The sequence below is a fragment of the Sphingomonas panacisoli genome, assembly GCF_007859635.1.
GTDB classification, from domain to species: Bacteria; Pseudomonadota; Alphaproteobacteria; order Sphingomonadales; family Sphingomonadaceae; genus Sphingomonas; species Sphingomonas panacisoli.
The window spans coordinates 2,468,205-2,487,982 of the sequence record NZ_CP042306.1; the positions used below are offsets into that span (position 1 = coordinate 2,468,205).

Annotated in this window: 18 protein-coding genes; 1 reads left to right on the top strand and 17 read right to left on the bottom strand. The window is 65.5% G+C overall.

The genetic code is table 11. The features are described 5' to 3' along the window. Nucleotides 1–60: 60 nt before the first annotated feature. The 14 genes from FPZ24_RS17860 to FPZ24_RS12470 all read right to left on the bottom strand — a co-directional run bounded on the left by FPZ24_RS17860 (nt 61) and on the right by FPZ24_RS12470 (nt 14,838). Nucleotides 61–2,058: a PAS domain-containing protein gene (locus FPZ24_RS17860; RefSeq protein WP_146572446.1), complete on the bottom strand. Its 1,998-nt coding sequence runs from the start codon at nt 2,056–2,058 to the stop codon at nt 61–63. Nucleotides 2,059–2,129: 71 nt separating this feature from the next. Next, nucleotides 2,130–3,086: an SDR family NAD(P)-dependent oxidoreductase gene (locus FPZ24_RS12410; protein ID WP_146572448.1), complete on the bottom strand. Its 957-nt coding sequence runs from the start codon at nt 3,084–3,086 to the stop codon at nt 2,130–2,132. A 105-nt stretch (nt 3,087–3,191) separates the two neighbouring features. After that, on the bottom strand, nt 3,192–4,070 hold the full coding sequence (locus FPZ24_RS12415; RefSeq protein ID WP_146572450.1) for an alpha/beta fold hydrolase: 879 nt from the start codon (nt 4,068–4,070) through the stop codon (nt 3,192–3,194). A gap of 244 nt (nt 4,071–4,314) precedes the next feature. Further along, entirely contained in the window at nt 4,315–4,845 is a 531-nt protein-coding gene (gene rpsI / locus FPZ24_RS12420; protein WP_146572452.1) for a 30S ribosomal protein S9, read from the bottom strand. Continuing rightward, nucleotides 4,845–5,324: a 50S ribosomal protein L13 gene (gene rplM, locus FPZ24_RS12425; RefSeq protein WP_146572454.1), complete on the bottom strand. Its 480-nt coding sequence runs from the start codon at nt 5,322–5,324 to the stop codon at nt 4,845–4,847. The genes rpsI and rplM overlap by 1 nt, the downstream gene beginning before the upstream one ends. A gap of 124 nt (nt 5,325–5,448) precedes the next feature. Continuing rightward, a complete protein-coding gene (locus tag FPZ24_RS12430) occupies nt 5,449–6,489 on the bottom strand; it encodes a COX15/CtaA family protein (RefSeq protein WP_146572456.1) in 1,041 nt (346 codons plus the stop codon). A gap of 94 nt (nt 6,490–6,583) precedes the next feature. Continuing rightward, complete coding sequence (locus FPZ24_RS12435; RefSeq protein ID WP_146572459.1) at nt 6,584–6,994, bottom strand: DUF3035 domain-containing protein; 411 nt, start codon at nt 6,992–6,994, stop codon at nt 6,584–6,586. Beyond that, a complete protein-coding gene (gene lspA / locus FPZ24_RS12440; RefSeq protein WP_146572461.1) occupies nt 6,987–7,502 on the bottom strand; it encodes a signal peptidase II in 516 nt (171 codons plus the stop codon). The genes FPZ24_RS12435 and lspA overlap by 8 nt, the downstream gene beginning before the upstream one ends. Further along, nucleotides 7,502–10,438, bottom strand: a complete 2,937-nt coding sequence (ileS, locus tag FPZ24_RS12445; RefSeq protein ID WP_146572463.1) for an isoleucine--tRNA ligase — start codon at nt 10,436–10,438, stop codon at nt 7,502–7,504. The genes lspA and ileS overlap by 1 nt, the downstream gene beginning before the upstream one ends. Before the next feature lie 284 nt (nt 10,439–10,722). Next, the gene (locus FPZ24_RS12450; RefSeq protein ID WP_146572465.1) at nt 10,723–11,646 is read right to left on the bottom strand and encodes a bifunctional riboflavin kinase/FAD synthetase; all 924 of its coding nucleotides are present in this window, start codon (nt 11,644–11,646) and stop codon (nt 10,723–10,725) included. A 19-nt stretch (nt 11,647–11,665) separates the two neighbouring features. Beyond that, the gene (locus tag FPZ24_RS12455; RefSeq protein ID WP_146572467.1) at nt 11,666–12,880 is read right to left on the bottom strand and encodes a dipeptidase; all 1,215 of its coding nucleotides are present in this window, start codon (nt 12,878–12,880) and stop codon (nt 11,666–11,668) included. Nucleotides 12,881–12,982: 102 nt separating this feature from the next. After that, nucleotides 12,983–13,450, bottom strand: a complete 468-nt coding sequence (locus FPZ24_RS12460; RefSeq protein WP_146572469.1) for a dihydrofolate reductase — start codon at nt 13,448–13,450, stop codon at nt 12,983–12,985. A 40-nt stretch (nt 13,451–13,490) separates the two neighbouring features. Continuing rightward, on the bottom strand, nt 13,491–14,009 hold the full coding sequence (locus FPZ24_RS12465; protein ID WP_146572471.1) for a hemerythrin domain-containing protein: 519 nt from the start codon (nt 14,007–14,009) through the stop codon (nt 13,491–13,493). 34 nt (nt 14,010–14,043) lie between these two features. After that, complete coding sequence (locus FPZ24_RS12470; RefSeq protein ID WP_146572473.1) at nt 14,044–14,838, bottom strand: thymidylate synthase; 795 nt, start codon at nt 14,836–14,838, stop codon at nt 14,044–14,046. A 209-nt stretch (nt 14,839–15,047) separates the two neighbouring features. Between FPZ24_RS12470 and FPZ24_RS17235 the strand changes: the two genes are divergently transcribed. Then, nucleotides 15,048–15,344 (top strand): JAB domain-containing protein, encoded by a 297-nt coding sequence (locus FPZ24_RS17235; protein WP_186728821.1) that lies wholly within the window; start codon nt 15,048–15,050, stop codon nt 15,342–15,344. Here FPZ24_RS17235 and FPZ24_RS12480 read toward each other — a convergent pair. The 3 genes from FPZ24_RS12480 to FPZ24_RS12490 form a co-directional block, all read right to left on the bottom strand. Continuing rightward, entirely contained in the window at nt 15,341–16,063 is a 723-nt protein-coding gene (locus tag FPZ24_RS12480) for a class I SAM-dependent methyltransferase (RefSeq protein WP_146572476.1), read from the bottom strand. The genes FPZ24_RS17235 and FPZ24_RS12480 overlap by 4 nt on opposite strands. Continuing rightward, nucleotides 16,060–17,187: a peptide chain release factor 2 gene (prfB, locus tag FPZ24_RS12485; protein WP_146572478.1), complete on the bottom strand. Its 1,128-nt coding sequence runs from the start codon at nt 17,185–17,187 to the stop codon at nt 16,060–16,062. The genes FPZ24_RS12480 and prfB overlap by 4 nt, the downstream gene beginning before the upstream one ends. A gap of 70 nt (nt 17,188–17,257) precedes the next feature. Further along, on the bottom strand, nt 17,258–19,756 hold the full coding sequence (locus tag FPZ24_RS12490) for a penicillin-binding protein 1A (protein ID WP_146572480.1): 2,499 nt from the start codon (nt 19,754–19,756) through the stop codon (nt 17,258–17,260). Between the last annotated feature and the right edge of the window lie 22 nt (nt 19,757–19,778).

Below are 19,778 nucleotides of genomic sequence, written 5' to 3' on the forward strand. Positions count from 1 at the left end.
AGCATCACCCCCGCGCGCGACCAGAGCTACGCCCTGATCAGCGCTCGATCGGATCCGGGCCTAGGGACCCAGCAGCCGCGCGACGCGGTTGGTCAGGTCGTCGATCGCGAAGGGCTTGGTGAGCACCTCCATGCCGCGCTCGATATGGCCGTGATTGAGCACCGCGTTCTCGGCATAGCCGGTGATGAACATCACTTTCAGCTCAGGCCGCAACCGTCGTGCCTCCTCCGCGACCTGCCGCCCGTTGAGCCCGCCGGGCAGCCCGACATCGGTGATCAGCAAGTCGATCCGCGCCGGCGATTCGACCACACGCAGGCCGGCCGCGCCGTCCGCGGCCTCAATCGTCGCATAGCCGCGATCGACCAAAGCATCGTTGACCAGCATCCGCACGGTCGGCTCGTCGTCGATCACCAGCACGACCTGGCCCTCGGTCGCGGTGGCGATCGTCGTGGGGCCGGCGACGTCCTCGGCATCGTCGTCGCCCAGGTGGCGGGGCAGATAGACGCACACCATCGTCCCCTGCCCCAACTCGGAATAGATCCGGACATGGCCGTGGCTTTGTCGCGCGAAGCCGTAGACCATCGACAGGCCGAGACCCGTCCCCTCGCCCATCGGCTTGGTCGTGAAGAACGGGTCGAACACGCGGTCGAGGATGTCCTTGTCGATGCCCTCGCCGGTGTCGCTGACGCACACGGTGACGTATTGCCCCGCCTCCATCCCGCGTTCGCGTGCGGCGCGCTCGTCGAGCCAGCGGTTGCCGGTCTCGACCGTGATCTTGCCGCCCGCGGGCATCGCGTCGCGCGCGTTGATGCAGAGGTTGAGCAACGCGTTCTCGAGCTGGTTGGCATCGACCAACGCCGACCACAGCCCGCCCGCAGCGACCGTCTCGACCTCGATGTTCGGCCCGACCGTGCGCCGCACCAACTCGGCGAAATCGCCGAGCAGGCGGTTCACCACGATCGGCTTGGGCGACAGGGTCTGGCGCCGCGAAAACGCCAGCAGGCGATGCGTCAGCGAGGCGGCGCGCCGCGTCGCGCCCTGTCCGGCGGCGAGGTAGCGCTCGACGTCCTCGGTCCGCCCCTGCGCCAGCCGCGTGCGGATCATCTCGAACGCGCCCGAAATGCCGGCGAGCAGATTGTTGAAATCGTGCGCGAGGCCGCCGGTCAGCTGGCCGACGGCCTCCATCTTCTGCGCCTGGCGGAGTGCTTCCTCGGTCTCACGCAGCCGCTCCTGGCTCTGGAGTCGCTCGGTTACGTCATAGACGAACTGATACGCACCGATCTGCTTGCCGTTTGCGTCGAGCAGCGGGCTGAACCGCATCTCGTACGATCGCTGGTCGCGGCCGGGGTCGCCAAACGCCCCCACTTCGACGAACGCTTCACCGTCCAGCGCACGCGTCCATACATCGCGCACCGCCGCCTGATGCTCGGGCCGGTCCGCCAGGACGTCGAGCATCGATTGGCCGACCGCTGGCCGTATCCCGAAGATCCGTTCGAACTCGTCGGCCGATGCCTTGTTGATCGCCAGCCAGCGGAAATCCTTGTCCGCGACTTGGACGAACGCATCGGTCCCCTCGACGATATCGGCGAGCAGCTTGCGCTCGGCGAGCGCAGCGGCAACGCGCGATTCCAGCTCTTCGTTAAGGGCGCGCTGGGCGGCGTCGGCCTGATGGCGCGCGGTGACGTCCTTGAACAGCACCGCGACCTGCTTCGCCTCCGGCGGGTCGAGCCGGAACGCCGACAACTCCAAGTGGCGGCCGGTGGCGACAAGTTCCTGCTCGAACCGGATCGGCACGCCGGTGCGCAATACTTCGCCGTACCGCGCTACCCAGGCGTCGGCTTCGTCCCCGACCATCTCGCGCAACTTCTGACCAACGACATTCGGGATGCCGGCATTCAGCGCATATGCTGCGTTCGCCTCGATATGGACGTAGTCGCTCAGCGGGCCATGCGGGCCGTCGAAGAACTCGATGACGCAAAAGCCCTCGTCGATCGCGTCGAACAACTCGCGGTAACGGTCGGAGGGAAGCGGAGCAGTGGTCGAGGGCTGGTCGGCCATGCAGTAAACCTATCCGGGAAGCTGGTCCCGATCAACTTCGGGCGGGGCCGAGCGGTTCCGCGGCGCGCGCTCTAGAAACGCTCGCCGACCATTTCCTCGCTCTTGGCCCACAGTGCCTTCGCATTGTCGGGATCGACGGCGTAAGGGCGCACGCCGCCACGGAAACCCTCGATGTCGATGACTTCCGCTACGTGGCAGTCCTCGCAATATTTGCCGCCGACGTCGTCACCGGACGCCACCGCGCCCGCCCACACCGACGTCGCCGCACCTTGCGGTATCGTCTTCCACTCGAACGCCGGGCCGTCATTGTCCTTCTGGTTGGCGTTGATGGCGTCGATCATGGTCTGCATGACTTGTGGGGTCATGTGCCGTCCGAGCTCGGTTTGGATACCGCCCGGATGGACCGCCGCCGCGCGCACGCCCCGGCCCTTGTGGCGACGGTCGAATTCGACCGCGAACAGCGCGTTGGCGGTCTTCGACCGGCCATAGGCACCGAATTCGGTGTAGGGCGTGCGTTCGAAGCCGGGGTCGTCCAGATCGACATTGGCGAAGCGGTGCCCCGACGACGACAGGCTCACGAACCGCCCGCCGTCGCGGATCAGCGGGGCGATGCGATTGACGAATACGAAATGCCCCAGGTGATTGGTGCCGAACTGCGTCTCGAACCCGTCCTTGGTCGTCCCCTGCGGACAGGCCATGACGCCGGCATTGGCGATGACGATATCGAACGTCTCGCCCTTCGCGTTCAGCGCATCGGCGGCGGCGCGAACGCTCGCCAGATCGGCGAGGTCGAGTTCGATCAGCTCCAGCCCGCCCGGCGCCTTGGCTTGTTCGCGGACTTGGGCCGTCGCGGCTTCAGCCTTGGCCAGATCGCGCGCCGCACCGACCACCCACGCCCCATGCGCGGCCAGCGCGCGCGCCGTTTCGACGCCCAACCCCGCGGATACGCCGGTGATCAGGACTCGCTTGCCGCTGAGATCGACGCCCGCCAGCACGTCGTCGGTGGTGGATTTGCTGCCAAAGGTCATGTCGCTCTCCCGAATGGTGTGAGCGATAGATAGGGTCGCAGTCCCTCGCCGAAAGAGCAGGCTTCATGAAAAAGGGCGGCCCGCGCGGAGCCGCCCCTCGATCGACTAGTTCGCGACCCGTTCGACGATCAACATCGATTCCGGATCGGCGGCAGCGTCACCCTGGATGAAGTTCAGGATGTCCGCGTTGATCTGGTCGGGATGCGTCGTCATGCAGCCGTGCGGCATGTCCTGATAGGTCTTGAGCGTACCGTGCTTAAGCAGCTTCACCGCCAGCGGCGCGCTGTCGGCATAGGGCACGACCTGGTCGCCCTCGCTGTGGATGACGAGCACCGGCACATCGATCGCCTTGAGGTCCTCGGTCAGGTCGGTTTCCGAGAATACCTTGATGCACTCGTAATGGCCTATCGCGCCGCCCATCATTCCCTGGCGCCACCAATTGTCGACCAGCCCCTGGATCGTCGCCACGCCGGGCTTGTTGAAATTGTAGAACGGGCCGGCGGCGACATCGATGTAGAATTGCGACCGGTTCATCATGCCGGCGCGGAACTGGTCGAATACCTCCATCGGCAGACCGCCGGGATTGGCGTCGGTTTTAAGCATCAGCGGCGTGATCGCGGAGATCAGCACCGCCTTCGACACGCGGCCGGGATCGGTGCGGGCGACGTAGCGGGCGACTTCGCCGCCGCCGGTCGAATGACCGACATGCACGGCGTTCTTCAGGTCGAGCGCGCGCGCCAGCGCGATCGCATCGGCCGCATAGGTATCCATGTCGTTGCCGGTCGCGGTCTGGGTCGAACGGCCATGCCCGCGCCGGTCGTGCGCGATGACGCGATAGCCCTTCTGGCTGAAGAACAGCATCTGGTTGTCCCAGTCGTCGGCGCTCAGCGGCCAGCCGTGGTGGAACATGATCGCCTGCGCATCGCGCGGGCCCCAATCCTTGTAGAAGATCTCGGTGCCGTCGTCGGTCGTGATGAATGGCATGGGGAATTCCTCAACAGTTCGAGTCGTCCTCCCCCGCAAATCATAATGCCACCGAAACGGTCGGTTGTAGACGCAAATCTGTGCAAACCGGATTGCGGTTCGCGCACGAAAAAGGGCGGCCCGTCGCCGGACCGCCCTTTTCGTTTCGTTGGCTGCCACGTCGTCAGACGTATCGGCTTCGCCGATCCGCTGCCCGACGTGGCGAGTCTTGGGATTGCTGGCGCAATCCCAAGCCGCCCGCGTCTTAGCGCTTCGAGAACTGGAAGCTGCGACGCGCCTTCGCGCGGCCGTACTTCTTGCGCTCGACGGTGCGGCTGTCGCGGGTCAGGAAGCCGGCGCGCTTCACCTGCGTGCGCAGGATCGGCTCGTACTTCGTGATCGCCTGGCTGATGCCGTGCTTGACCGCACCGGCCTGGCCCGACAAACCACCGCCCTTGACGGTCGCGACGACGTCATACTGGCCCTCGCGCTCGGCGACGCCGAACACCTGGTTGATGACGAGGCGCAGCGACGGACGCGCGAAATAGACTTCCAGGTCACGACCATTGATCGTGATCTTGCCCGTGCCCGGCTTCAGCCAGACGCGTGCGACGGCGTCCTTGCGGCGGCCGGTCGCATAGGCGCGGCCCTGCGCGTCGATTTCCTGCTCGCGCAGCGGAGCGGGCGCGGGTGCGGGGCCGCTGTTGTTGGTGTCCGCCGCGGCAACGACCGCGTCGGGGGTCTGACCGGCAGCGATCGCGCCGAGATCAGCGAGGGACTGGCGTTCGTCAGCCATTATGCGCCCACCTTGTTCTTGCGGCTCATCGCCGCGATATCGAGGACTTCGGGGTTCTGAGCTTCGTGCGGATGCTCTGTCCCGGCGAAGATGCGCAGGTTACGCAGCTGCTGACGGCCGAGCGGGCCGCGCGGGATCATGCGCTCCACGGCCTTTTCCAGCACGCGTTCCGGGAAACGACCCTCGAGCACCTTGCCCGCGGTGATCCCCTTGATGCCGCCGGCATAACCGGTGTGCTTGTAATACACCTTGTCCGCCAGCTTCTTGCCGGTGAAACGGATCTTGTCCGCGTTGATCACGATGACATTGTCACCGCAATCGACGTGCGGCGTGAACGACGTCTTGTGCTTGCCGCGCAGGACGTTTGCGATCACCACCGCGGCACGGCCGACGACCAGATCGGTCGCGTCGACGATATGCCACTTCTTCTCCACCTCGTGCGGCTTGGCCGGCTTGGTGGTCTTCATCAGCGCCTTCATGGGCTGTTGACCTTCTTGGCTATGGAAAACAAACGCGCGGCCGGTTGCCCAGCCGCGTTCGTGGCGGCCAAATGCAATCGGACCGCGTCAAAGTCAAGCAAAACCGGGCTTTTGCTGACGGGTATTATGATACCCGGTAGTGCGATTGCTGTCCGATGGCATGGATACCCCAGGTCACGGCGATCACCAGCAACGCGCCGACCAGCTGATGCAGTCCGGCGAGCGTCACGTTCACATCGCTCATCACCGTCGCGATGCCGAGCAGGATCTGCGTCCCGAACGCGATGTGGATCGCGACTGGCGCCCGGCGGTCCAGCGGCTTCACCTTGCGCGCGAGCAGCACGAGCATCACCACCGCCACCCACACCCACCAGCGGTGGATGAAGTGAACGGTCGCGGGATCGTCGAACAGCAACTTGCCGAGCGACTCGCCGCTCTGGCTCGGGCCGGGGAATATCGATCCGTTCATCAGCGGCCAGTCGTTCGCCACCCGCCCCGCGCGCAGCCCCGCCATCAGGGCGCCGTAGAGCAACTGCACCGTCAGGATCGCAGTCGCCGCCAGTCCGAACCCGGTCAGCCGTGCCGGCCTCGCGCCGGACTCGCGCGCCAGCCGTCGCAGGTCGAGCGCGGTCCACACCATCCCTGCCAGCGTGAATAGCGCCGTCAGCAGATGCGTCGCGAGCCAGCCCGGTGCGACCTCCGTCCGATGCGTCAGCCCCGATCGCACCATCAGCCAGCCGAACGTCCCCTGCAGGCAGATCAACGCGAACAGCGCGAACAGCCGCCAGAAATAGCCGCGCGGGATTTGCCGCCGCGCCGCGAACCAGACGAACGGGATCAGGAACGCCAGCCCGATGATCCGACCGAGAAAGCGATGGAGATATTCCCAGAAGAAGATCGCCTTGAACCCGGCCAGCGTCATGCCGTGGTTGATCGCTTCGTATTGCGGGATGCGGCGGTAGTTCGCGAACTCCGCCTGCCACTGCGCCTCGGTCAGCGGCGGAACGGCGCCGATCAGCGGCTTCCATTCGGTGATCGACAGCCCCGATTCGGTCAGCCGCGTAACACCGCCGACCACGACGATCGCGACGATCAGGGCCGCGACGATATAGAGCCATGCGGCAATGGTGCGAGGGCGGGTATTGGCGATCATGGCCGCGGCCATACCCACACCGTCATCCCAGCGAAAGCTGGGATCTCAGGCCTTATCGCAATGCTGCACGATACCCCAGCTTTCGCTGGGGCGACGAAGGAGGAGATCAGTTGGCCGCGGCGCGCGCGTTCTGGCCGTCGCCTTCGGGCGCGGCGACGATGTCGCGCGTGGTGCCGCCCTTGTCGACGATCTTGGTTTCGGGGTCCCCCGCTTCCGAGCGCACGCCGGGTGCGGCCGAATCGCCGCCGGCCTGGTCGAGCGTCGAGCGTTCCGCTTGGCTGCGCGGGGCGGAACCGCCGAACAGTGCGTCGAGCGCCTGCGCCGAGGGATTGTTGTCCTGCGGACGCGCAACGCCCGGCTGCGGCGGACGCAGCGAGAAATCGGGCGGCACGACGAGCGGCTGGCTGCGCGCGACGGCATATTCGTCCGGACGCGTGCGGTCGTACCCGCGCTTGCCGCAGGCCGAAAGGGACAAGGCCACGCTCGCAACCGCGACGACCATTACAAACTTACGCATTCGAATTCTCCACTTCACCCGGCTCGGCCTTGGGCTTGTCACGGACCAACAGGGCACGCGCTAGCAGGATGAGCACGCCTATCGTAATCGCCGCGTCGGCAAGATTGAAGGTCAAAAACGGCGACCAGGTGCCGAAGTGCAGATCGGCGTAATCCTGCACATAGCCGAGCCGCACGCGATCGAGGATATTGCCGAGCGCGCCGCCCGCGATCATGCCCAGCGCGAACTGGTCCTGGCGGTTCGCCTCGCGCCACATCCACACGAGGACGGCGAAGGCGATGACGCCGGTCAACACGACCAACATCCACGAATTTTCCGGCGCGACGCGCAGGAAACCGAGCGACACGCCATGATTGTGCAGGTTGCGCAGCGTGAAGATAGGCAGCACCGCGCGCTCGTCGCCTTCCATCGCCAGCCCGATCGGACCGACGACCAGCCACTTGATGACTTGGTCGAGCACGAAGAACAGAGCCGCCGCGATCAGCCCGGCCTTGGGCGCCTTCCCCATCACGACACCACCTCCGCACAGCGATCGCACAACGCACCATCCGCCGTCACTTCGGGCAACAGCCGCCAGCAGCGGCCGCATTTATGATAATCGGTCCGAGCGACGGCCAGATCGCCCTGGGAAACCTTGGCGACGATGAACGTCTCGGCGAGCGCCGCGGCGTCCGCGGGCAGGGTCGGCACCGTCACGTTCGCCTCGAGGCTCGACTTGATCACCTTGTCGCGGCGGAACGGCTCGATCGCCTCGGTCACTTGCGCCCGCAACGCGCGGATATCGTCCCAATTGGTCGCGTGCGGCGCGTCGCCCGGCACCTTCGGCAGGTCCGGCCAGTCGAGCAGGTGCACCGACCCGTCCTCGCTCGGGAACCGCGCCTGCCACGCTTCCTCGGCGGTGAAGCACAGGATCGGCGCGGCGTAGCGGACCAACGCATGGAACAGCACGTCGAGCACCGTCCGGTACGCGCGCCGCTTCATGTCGCCCGGCGCGTCGCAATACAGCGAGTCCTTGCGGATATCGAAGAAGAACGCCGACAGATCGTCCTGCGCGAAATCGGTCAGCAGCCGCAGGTAGCGGTTGAACTCGAACGCCTCCGCCGCCGCCTTCAACTCGACGTCGAGCTTGCCCAGCAAGTCGAGCACGTACAGTTCGAGCTGCGGCATGTCCTTCGGCGCGACGCGTTCGCTGTCCGCGAAACCGTCGAGCGCACCGAGCATGTAGCGGAACGTGTTGCGCAGCTTGCGATACGCGTCGCTCGCGGTGCCCAGCACTTCCTTGCCGATCCGCACGTCGTCGAAATAGTCGGTCGAGGCGACCCACATGCGCAATATGTCGGCGCCCGATTCCTGGATCACTTTCAGCGGATCGACGACATTGCCGAGCGACTTGGACATCTTACGCCCGTTGCCGTCGAGCGCGAAGCCGTGGGTCAGCACCGCGTCGTACGGCGCGCGCCCGCGCGTCCCGCAGCTTTCGAGCAGCGACGACTGGAACCAGCCGCGATGCTGGTCGGAGCCTTCGAGATAGAGGTCGGCGCGGACGCCCTCGCCGTACCGCGCCTCGATCGTGAAAGCGTGGGTCGAACCACTGTCGAACCACACGTCGAGGATGTCGTTGATCGGCTCGTAGTCGGCGAGGCGGTAGTCCGGACCGAGCAGCGCCTGATGGTCGGCGGTGAACCACGCATCCGCGCCGCCCGCCTCGAACGCCTTGACGATGCGATCGTTGACCGCCGTGTCGCGCAGATACTCGCCGGTCGCGCGGTCGACGTAGAGCGCGATCGGCACGCCCCAGGCGCGTTGGCGCGAAATCACCCAGTCGGGGCGTCCTTCGACCATCGACCGGATGCGGTTCTTGCTCCGCTCCGGTACCCAGCGCGTCCGCTCGATCGCGTCGAGCGCGAGCCCGCGCAAGGTCGGTCCGTTGCCGAGTCCGAGCCCCATCGGCGGCGGCGCCATGCCGGCCGGATCGATCATCGGCGGTTGCGCGGCGACCATCGCCTCCACCGACGCTTGCGACTGGTCCATCGGGATGAACCATTGCGGCGTCGCGCGCTGGATCACCTTGGCCTTGGACCGCCACGAATGCGGATAGCTGTGCGCGAAATCGTCCGACGCCGCGAGCAGCGCGCCCGCCGCGCGCAGGTCGCTGCAGATCGGCCCGTCGGATGCCACGAACTTCTTGTTGATGACGCTCCCCTGCCCGCCGAGCCACTCCCATTCTTGAACGTAAAATCCGGCACCATCGACAGCAAAGACCGGAGCCAGCGATAAATTTTGCGCCTGAACCGAAAACGCAAACTCTTTGCAAAGCTCAAAGTCGTCTTCGCCGTGATCGGGCGCCATATGGACGAGGCCAGTACCCGTATCGGTCGTCACGAAGTTACCAGGTAGAAAGGGGCGGGACCGCTCGAAGAAGCCGCCAAGCTTATGCATCGGGTGACGTGCGACAGCGCCAGCTAGGTTGGCCCCGGATCCACTCCACAAAACACTCTCAAACTTCGTTTGATCGTCCCAAGGAACCAAATAGTCCCAAGTCCGAAGTGTGCTTGCTAAGTCATCTGGTAGTTCAATGCCCGCCCGCTTTGCGAACTGATCGACTAACAGGGCAGCAACGAGGAATTTTCCCCGTTCGGTGTCGAGCAATACGTATCCGACCTCAGGCCCATACGCGAGCGCCTGGTTCACCGGGATCGTCCACGGCGTCGTCGTCCAGATCACCGCATGCGCGCCGACCAGTTCGGGCGCGTTCGGCGCTTCGACGATCTCGAACGCCACGTCGATCTGGGTCGACACGACGTCCTCATATTCGACCTCTGCTTCAGCGAGCGCGGTCTTTTCGACCGGTGACCACATCACCGGCTTGGCGCCGCGATAGAGCTGACCGCTTTCGGCGAACTTCAGCAATTCGCCGACGATCACCGCCTCCGACGCATAGTTCATCGTCAGGTACGGGTCGTCCCATTCGCCCATCACGCCGAGCCGCTGGAATTGTTCGCGCTGCACCGCGACCCATTTCTCGGCATAGGCGCGGCATTCGGCGCGGAACTGCGCGACCGGTACGTCGTCCTTGTTCAGCTTTTTCGCACGATACGCTTCCTCGACCTTCCATTCGATCGGGAGACCATGGCAGTCCCAGCCGGGCACGTAGGGCGCGTCCTTGCCGAGCAGGGTCTGGCTGCGGACGACGATGTCCTTCAGCACCTTGTTCATCGCATGGCCCATATGGATGTCGCCATTGGCGTAGGGCGGACCGTCGTGGAGGATGAAGCGCTTGCGGTCCTTCCGCTGCGCGCGGAGCTTTCCGTACAGATCCATCGCCGCCCAGCGCGCCAGGATCGCCGGCTCCTTCGCCGCCAGCCCGGCCTTCATCGGGAAGTCGGTCTTGGGCAGGAAGACGGTGTCGCGGTAATCTGCTGCGGGCATGGTGTCGTCGGTCATAGGTGCGGGGGCATTAGCGAAGGTTTCCGAGCGCGTCATCCAAATCCTCCCCGGGACGGGGAGGTGGCAGCCGAAGGCTGACGGAGGGGGTTCGCCTCACTCGGTTCGCTAGAGGCACGCCCCCTCCACCATCGCTGCGCGACGGTCCCCCTCCCCGTCCCGGGGAGGATTGTTCTGGCAATGTAGGAATTCGCCTGTCACCGTCACCCAGCTCTTTGTACTTGCTGGATTTGATCGGCCTTCACCGACCGCCGCGAAACGTCGTCGCTAGTGTAACCCTGGTGTCACCTTAGCAGCCGCTTCGCCGTCGCGACGTCGTCGGCCATCTGCACCTTGAGTGCGTCCAGGCTCTCGAACTTCGCCTCGGGCCGGATGAAGTCGATCAACTCGACCGCGATCGACTGGCCGTACAGGTCGCCGTCGAAGTCGAAGAAATAGGGTTCGAGCAATTCCTTGGGCGGGTCGAAACTCGGCCGCACACCCAGGTTCGCGGCGCCGTCGAGCACGCGGCCGTCGGGGAGCCGTCCGCGTACCGCGTAGATGCCGAACTTGGGCCGCAGGTAATTGGCCATGTCGATGTTCGCGGTCGGAAAGCCGAGCGTCCGCCCGACCTTGTCGCCATGCTGGACCACGCCCTCGATCGTATAGGGCCGAGTCAGCAACCGCGCCGCCTCGCGCGGGTCGCCGTTACGAAGCGCCTCGCGGATGCGGGTCGAGGACACCGTCGCGCCGTCGAGTTGGACCGGCGCGATCGTATCGACGGTGAAGCCATGCTCCTCCCCCAGCGCGCGCAGCAACGGGATATCCCCGCTCCGCCCCTTGCCGAAGGTGAAGTCCTCGCCCGTCGCGACGCCCGCGACGCCAAGATCGCGGACCAGCCGCTCGGTCACGAACGCTTCCGCCGACAAAGCGGCGAGCGCGGCGTCGAAGTCGAACACGTACATCGCATCGACCCCCGTCGCGCCGAACAATGCGGCGCGCTGGTCGAGACTGGTCAGCCGGAACCATGGGCTGTCGGGCCGGAAGTAGCGCATCGGGTGCGGATCGAACGTCGCGACGATCGCCGGCTTGCCCGCCGCCCGGGCGCGCTCGACCGCGCGGCCTACCACCGCCTGGTGGCCGAGGTGAAACCCGTCGAAATTACCGAGCGCGACGAAGCCGCCGCGCAGATGGGCGGGCACCGCCGAGCCGCTGGAAAGCCGCTCCATGGCCGGGCCTATACGGACCTCATTTGCCCGGCACCATCCCCGCCAGCAGCACGCGGATGACATTGCCGCCCATGACCTTGCGAATGTCGTCGTCGGAAAAGCCGCGATCGATCAGCGCCTGGGTGATCGCGGCGACTTGGCTCGCATCGAACCCGGTCGTAACCGCCCCGTCGAAGTCGGACCCGAGCCCGACGTGATCGATCCCCACCAGATCGCGGACATAGGCGATGGCCTTGGCGACATCGGCGGGCTTGGTCGAACAAACCGCCGCGTCCCAGTATCCGATCCCGATCACCCCGCCGGTCTTCGCGATCCCGCGCACCTCGTCGTCGGTCAAGTTGCGGTTGACCTTGCAGGTCGCCTGCACCCCGCCATGGCTGGACACGAGCGGGCGGCGCGCCATCGCGATGATTTCCGCGACCGCGGCGTGGCTCGAATGCGCGACATCGACCACCATGCCGAGCTTCTCCATCCGCCGCACCACCGCGACGCCGAGCGGGGTCAGCCCGCCTTTCTTCAGCCCGTGCATCGACCCCGCGACGTCATTGTCGAAGAAATGCGCGAGCCCCGCCATCCGGAACCCGGCGGCGTAGAGCTTGTCGAGATTGGCGATATTGCCCTCAAGGTCCTGCAGTCCCTCGATCGACAGCATCGCGCCGACCGGCGGCTGACGCGGGGGGCTTGTGACGATGCTTGGCGGCGCGACGGGCCAGCGGCCAGGATCGGCGCGATCGACCATCAGCCGCATCAGGTCCTGCGCACTCGTAATCAGCCGCATCTGCCCGTTCGACCGTGCGGCGAAATCCTTCAGCTTGTCGGCATGATAGAGCGACCGCTGGAGCAGCGACCCCCAGGTCCGTACCGGCTGCAGATCGGCGATCACCAAGGTCGTGATGTTGTCGGTGTCGCCCGAGTTGCCGTCGTAATTCTGCCCCTTCGGCGTCTTGGTCACCGACGAGAAAATCTGGAGCGCGTAATGCCCTTCCTGCAGCCGCGGCAGATCGACCATCCCGCGCGTCGATCGCGTCAGCAGATCGCGTTTCCACAGCAGCGAATCGGCATGCATGTCGGCGACATCGAGCGTCCTCTGCAACGCAGCCGCACGCGGGCTGACGGCGAAGGCGACCGGCTGCACCTTGTTCTGCTGGTTCTCGACGATGCCCGGCGCGAACACGAAGAAGGCGACGGCGGCGATCAGGATTAGGCCAAGGCCGCCAAAAATCCACTTACGCATCCACCACCCCCTCCGTCATGCCGGGCTCGTCCCGGCATCCGCCTATCCGCCAGCGATGCAGCTTGAGGCACGGCAGGCCCCGGCACAAGGCCGGGGTGACGATCAGGACTTGGCGAGCGTCACGAAACTATAGGCGGGCCGATCACCCTCGGCGGCATGATCCTCTCGCGCGTCCTCGCGCCAGCCCGCAAACGCCGGCACGCTGACATCCCCCGCGGCATCGAGATGCACCTCGGTCAGCTCGACCCGATCAGCGTGTTCGAGGAGCAGTGCGAAGATTTCCGCCCCTCCAATCACCATCGCTTCGTCGCCGGCGAGCTTCAGCGCCTCATCCACCGACCGCACGACATCCGCGCCCTCCGCCGACCACGCGGGGTCACGCGTCAGCACGATATGCCGCCGCCCGGGCAGCGGCGACGGGAAGCTCTCGAAGGTCTTGCGCCCCATGATCATCGGCTTGCCCGTGGTCAGCGCCTTGAAGCGCTTGAGATCGGCGGGGAGATGCCATGGCAAGCCGCCGTCGCGGCCGATCACGCCATTGTCGGCGCGTGCGAGGATGAGCGTGATCATGCGCCCGCTCTGCCACGGCGCGCCTGAGAAAACGAGCCGCTTAGCTTTTGGCGTGCTTCTTCACGTAAGCGTCGGGATCCTTGTCCACGACCTTTACCCCGTCGAGGTGCTGTGCCTCGAACGTCGCGAACTGCACGGCCAGATCATGACGTTCCTTCAGGCTGGCATGCTTGCGGAAATCGGTGAGGCCCTGTCGCTCTTCCTCCGCCATGTGGTCGCTGTTCGCCTTGTTGCAGGCGCCGACCGCCTCGAACCACGCCTTCGACCCGACCTTGTGCTTCTGCACGGCTTCGCCGGTGTCGCGGATGTCGTTGTGGTCCTCGATCGCGTCCTCGGTTTCCTCGGCCGCGGAATCGGCGTCATTCCCGCCCGTCCCAATCTTCATCAAGCGCGGATAGAAAAAGCGCTCTTCGGCCTCCGCGTGCGAGTCGAGCAGGTTCTTCAACCTTCCCCAGATCGCCGCCAGGGCCTCGGTGTCCTTCGGGTCGATACTGTCGATCTGCGCGAACATGCTGCGTTGCTGCGCGTGTTCGTCGAGGATGAGTTGCGTGATGTCCATCCCGCCTCAACCGCGCTGGGCGAACCCGGTTCCGTCAGACCGCGACCGGCGCCTTGATGTGCGCCTGCGCCTCGTAGCCGACGAGCTGGAAGTCCTCATATTCGTAGGCGTCGATCGACGCCGGCTTGCGCAGGATCTCGAGCTTCGGCAGCCGCCCCGTTTCACGCCCAAGCTGCTCGCGCGCTTGCTCCAGATGGTTCGAATAAAGGTGACAATCGCCACCGGTCCACACGAACTCGCCGACCTCCAACCCCACCTGCTGCGCGAGCATGTGCGTGAGCAGCGCGTAGCTCGCGATGTTGAACGGCACGCCGAGGAAGATATCGGCCGAACGCTGGTAGAGCTGCAGGCTCAGCTTCCCGTTCGCGACATAGCATTGGAACAGGCAGTGGCACGGCGCGAGCGCCATGGCGTGGAGTTCGCCGGGGTTCCATGCGCTCACCACCATGCGGCGGCTGGCGGGATTGACCTTCAGCGTCTCGATCAGTTCGGCGATCTGGTCGACATGTCCGCCGTCCGCGGTCGCCCAGTCGCGCCACTGCTTGCCATAGACCGGGCCGAGATCGCCATTCTCGTCGGCCCACTCGTCCCAGATGCTGACCTTGCGATCGTGCAGCCACTGGACGTTGGTGTCGCCGCGCAGGAACCACAGCAGTTCGACGATGATCGAGCGCAGATGGAGTTTCTTGGTGGTCAGGACCGGAAAGCCCTCGCTCAAGTCGAAGCGCATCTGGTGGCCGAACACGCTACGCGTCCCCGTGCCGGTGCGGTCCATTTGCTCGGCCCCATGGTCGAGCGCGCGCTGCATCAGGTCGAGATATTGCCGCATGTCCCCGATCTAACGGTCTGCGGATGGGTCGCCAAGCCGAACGAAATCATCCGTGGTGGATAAGTCATGGATTGGTCGCATCGCCTCACCCGCGCACCATCGATCCAGTGCCTGCGTCCCCTCCTCCACCGGAAACCGAGCCGCGCGACCGCGATTGGGCATGTCGGTTGTTCGCGGGCATCGCGGACGAGCAATCGGAGGTCATGGCATTGGTCTATTTCGATCCGGATTGGAGATACCTCGGCATGCGCCATTGCGCGTCGGGCGACTCCGGCTGCGTCGCCGTCCCGATCCGCGAGATCGCCCGCGACGTGCTGACCCTCGATGTGCGGCTGGTCCTGATGGCGCACAACCATCCGGGCGGCGATCATCGGCCCAGCAAGGACGATTTGGCGGTCACGTCACGGCTCTCGCGCACGCTCGACGCGATCGGCGTCAGGCTGGTCGATCATCTGATAGTGGGGCGCAACGGCTGCACGAGCCTGCGCGACGAAGGTTATCTCTAGCCTGCGATCCTGCAGGCTTTGATGTCCTTGGGCTCGGGCCGAGCGCCGAACGCCTGGAACCGCGCCATATAACCGCCCGCCGACGGCATGTCGTCGAACGCCACCAATTTATACCCGACCGCGGCGAACTCGCATTGCAGCAGCTTGGGCGGCGTGCCGTGATCGACCGTCCGGCGATTGGCATCGACCACCACGACTTCGCCGGTGGCCTTCAGCGACGGACGAATGCGCCACAGGAATTCGTAGGGCTGCTCGATCTCGTGATACATGTGGATCATCAGCACGCGGTCGAAGCTGTTGTCGGGCAGCTTGGGATTGGCCGGATCGCCCAGCCGCACGCTGACATTGTCGAGCCGGTCGCGGACCACACGCTGCGCCAGCGCGTCGCGGACTTGCGGCACGATATCCTCCGCCACGACGCGGCCGTCCTTGCCGACGCGGCTCGCCAGGCGGATCGTATAATAGCCTTCGCCCGCGCCGATATCGGCGACGGTCATGCCCTTGGCGACGCCCGATTTGTTCATCACCTCGCCCGCCTCGTTCAGGCGGTCGCGGGCTTCCTCGGTCGACCAGCGCGCCGAGACGATCCTGGCGACCGGACGGTCAGCGGCCGGAAACGGTCCGACATTGTCGGGCTTGTCGCGCACCACCGCCGGCCCGCCGTCGCACGCGGCGACGAGCAGGATAGCGGGGATCAGGGCGACGGCGGCGCGGATCAATCCACGTCCTCCACCTCGACCGCTTCGCCGGTCACGCGTTGCGACAGCGCCGCGGCCATGAACGCTTCGAGATCGCCGTCGAGCACGTCCGACGGGCTGGTCGAGGTCACGCCGGTACGCAGGTCCTTCACCAGCTGATATGGTTGCAACACGTAGCTGCGGATCTGGTGCCCCCAACCAATATCGGTCTTGGTCGCATTCTCGGCATTGGCGACCGCCTCGCGCTCGGCCAGTTCGCGCTCGTAGAGCCGCGCGCGGAGCTGATTGTAGGCCTCGGCCTTATTCTTGTGCTGGCTGCGCTGGTTCTGGCACTGCACGACGATCCCGGTTGGGATGTGCGTGATGCGAACCGCGGAGTCCGTGGTGTTGATGTGCTGCCCGCCCGCACCCGATGCGCGATAGGTATCGATGCGCAGATCGCTCTCGTTGTAATTGACCTCGATATTCTCGTCGACGACCGGATAGACCCAGACGCTCGCGAAGCTGGTGTGCCGCCGCGCGGCGCTGTCGTACGGGCTGATCCGAACGAGGCGGTGCACACCGCTTTCCGTCTTGGCGTAGCCGTACGCATTCTCGCCCTTGAGCAGCAAGGTCGCTGACTTGATCCCGGCCTGTTCACCCGAATGCTGATCGACCAGTTCGACCTTCAGTCCGTGGCGTTCGCCCCAGCGCTGGTACATGCGGCTGAGCATCCCTGCCCAGTCCTGGCTCTCGGTCCCGCCAGCGCCGGCGTTGATCTCGACATAGGTGTCGTTCGCGTCGGCCTCGCCGGCCAGCAACGCCTGGATCTTGTCGTGGTCGGCGCGCTTGGCGAGTTCGGCCAGCGCCTCGACCGCTTGGCCCTCGAGTTCGGCGTCGCCCTCGGCCTCGGCCATTTCGACCAGTTCGACGTTGTCGGTCAGTTCCTGCTCGATCGATCGCGTCGCGTTGATCGCCTCGTCCAGCCGGCGGCGTTCGCGCATGACTTCCTGCGCGGCCTTGGGATCGTTCCACAGGCTCTGGTCCTCGACCCGTGCGTTGAGCTCGTCGAGCCGGCGAAGCGCGCGGTCCCAGTCGAGGAATCGCCGCAGCAACGCCAGCGCCTCGTTGATCGTATCGACATGCGATTGCGCTTCGGCGCGCATCGGGAAACTCCAAAATCAAACGTAACGTGCGCGGTCGAGCGCCGCGCACATACCAATGTAGGAAGCGGACCTAGTAGATACCGCCCTGCCGTTGCAAGAAATCGCCGTCGTCGTTCGCCTTGGGCGGCGGCGGGGCCTTGGTCGCGATGGGGGTCGGCAAGTCGCGGCGGATCGGGCCACGGCGAAGATCGCTTTCGGGCTTGAACGCTTCCCAGATTACCGACGCCTTGGGATCGTCGGTCGGCCACGAGCCGTAGACCGGCTTGCCCGACGCGCGATCGATCCGCACCATCTGGATGCCCGGCGGGGCGCGGAACGGGATCTTGGGCATGCCGTCATACGCCTTGATCGCCCATTCCTTGAAGATCGGCGCGGCAAGGGTACCGCCCTGTGCGTAGCCGCCCAGGTTCACCGGTGTGTCGTACCCGATATAGACGCCGGCGATCATCTGCGGCGTGCCGCCGATGAACCACACGTCCTTCGGGCCGGAGTTGGTGCCGGTCTTGCCGAACATCGGCCGATCGAGATCGCGCAGCACGACCGCGGTGCCGCGCTGGATCACGCCTTCGGCGATATGCACCATCTGATACGCGCTCAGCGGCTCGACGATCTGCTTCAGCCGGACGACCGGGCGCGGCATTGGCTTGCCGTTCCAATCGGGCGCGTTGCAGCGATCGCACGGACGCCAATTCTCCGGCCAGATCACGTTGCCGCGCCGGTCCTGGACATAGTCGATCAACGTCGATGGCCGCCCGCGCCCGTTATTCTCCAGGATCGAATACGCGTTGACCATCCGCGACACGGTGGTCTCGCCCGCACCGAGCGAGAACGATAGATAAGGCGGATATTTGCCGACGCCGATCTGGTCCATCAGCTTGACGACGTTCGACATGCCGGTCTGCGCCGCCGCACGGACGGTCATCAGGTTGCGCGACTGCTCGACGCCCCAGCGCATCGTGTGCGGTCCCGACCCGCCGCCGCCGCCGAAGTTGCGGAAACATTTCTGGCCGAGCCGCGCGCCCTGATAAACGCAGAACGGCCCATCGACGATGATCGACGCCGGGGTCAGCCCGGCCTGCAGCGCCGCGGCATAGACGATCGGCTTGATGGTCGATCCCGGCTGGCGCATCGCCTGGGTCGTCCGGTTGAACGCCTGGACGCGGCTGTCGAACCCGCCCTGCATCGCTAGAATGCGGCCGGTCGCCGGTTCCTCGACTAGGAAGCCGCCCGAAATCTTCGGGATCGAACGCAACGCATAGCCGCCACCTTCGGGCGCGACCGCCAGGATATCGCCGACCTTGATCGCGTCGGCCGCGACGCCGCCGCCGCCGCGGATCGGCATCGACGCCGCGCTGCGCGACATCGTTCCGGTCTTGCCGTCGGCAAAGCCCAGCCCGAAACTGCCGCCGGCATCGGTGACGATTGCCGCCTGCCAATCTTCGTAATCGAGCGCGATATTGCTGCCCAGCAGAGCGCTCTGCCAGCTCGATCCGATCTCGACATGCTTGAGCGGCCCGGTCCAACCGCGCCCGCGATCGTAGCGGAGCAGGCCGTTTCGCAACGCCTTCTGCGCGAGCGTCTGCTGGGCGGGGTCGAACGACGTCCGTACCCACAGCCCGCCGGCATAGACGCTGAACGGATTGCGCCCGCCTTCGGGATTCTCGCCGAACTTCTCGATCAACTGGCGGCGGACTTCTTCCATGAAATAGCCCGGCACCGATTCGAACGATGCGGTACGCTTGTTGACCGTGCCGAGCGGCGCGTTGACCGCGGCGTCGTGCTGCGCCTGGTTGATATAGCCGTTGGCCAGCATCTCGTTGAGCACGTAGTTGCGCCGCGCCTTCGCCCGCTCCGTCTGGCGATCGGGATCATACCCGGACGGCGCCTTGGGCAGGATCGCGAGATAGGCGAATTCGGGGATCGTCAGCTGGCTGACGTCCTTGTCGAAATAAGCATGCGCCGCCGCCTCGACGCCGTAGGCGTTGCGGCCGAGGAAGATCGTGTTGAGGTAGATTTCGAGAATCTGCTGTTTGGTCAGCACATTCTCGATGCGATAGGCGAGGATCGCCTCCTTCAACTTGCGCGTATAGCTGCGCTCGTTGCCGACCAGCAGGTTCTTCGCGACCTGCTGCGTGATCGTCGAGGCGCCGCGCGCGCGCCCGCTCGACCGCAGATTGTCGATCAGCGCGGAGACGATGCCCGGATAATCGACACCGTGGTGCGAAAAGAACGTCTTGTCCTCGGCCGATAGGAACGCGCCGACCAGCAACTTGGGATATTCGTCGAAGCTCAACTGAACGCGGCGTTCGCGGGCATAGGAGTAAACCGGCATGCCGTTGGTATCGCGCACGTTCGACGGCAGCGGCGGCTCGTACGTTTTGAGCGTATCGACCGACGGCAGGCCCGGCATCACGAAGATCAGCAGCGCGGCATAAGCGAGCGCGATCATCAGCGCGATGAACGCCAGCACCTTGACCCACCACCGCCGCCACGCGCGGCGTACGAACCCCGGACTGCCGGGATCGCGCTTGATCGTGAAGTTAGTGTTCTCGGTAGCGTCGGCGGCCATAGGTCGCCCGCATTAGCAGGTC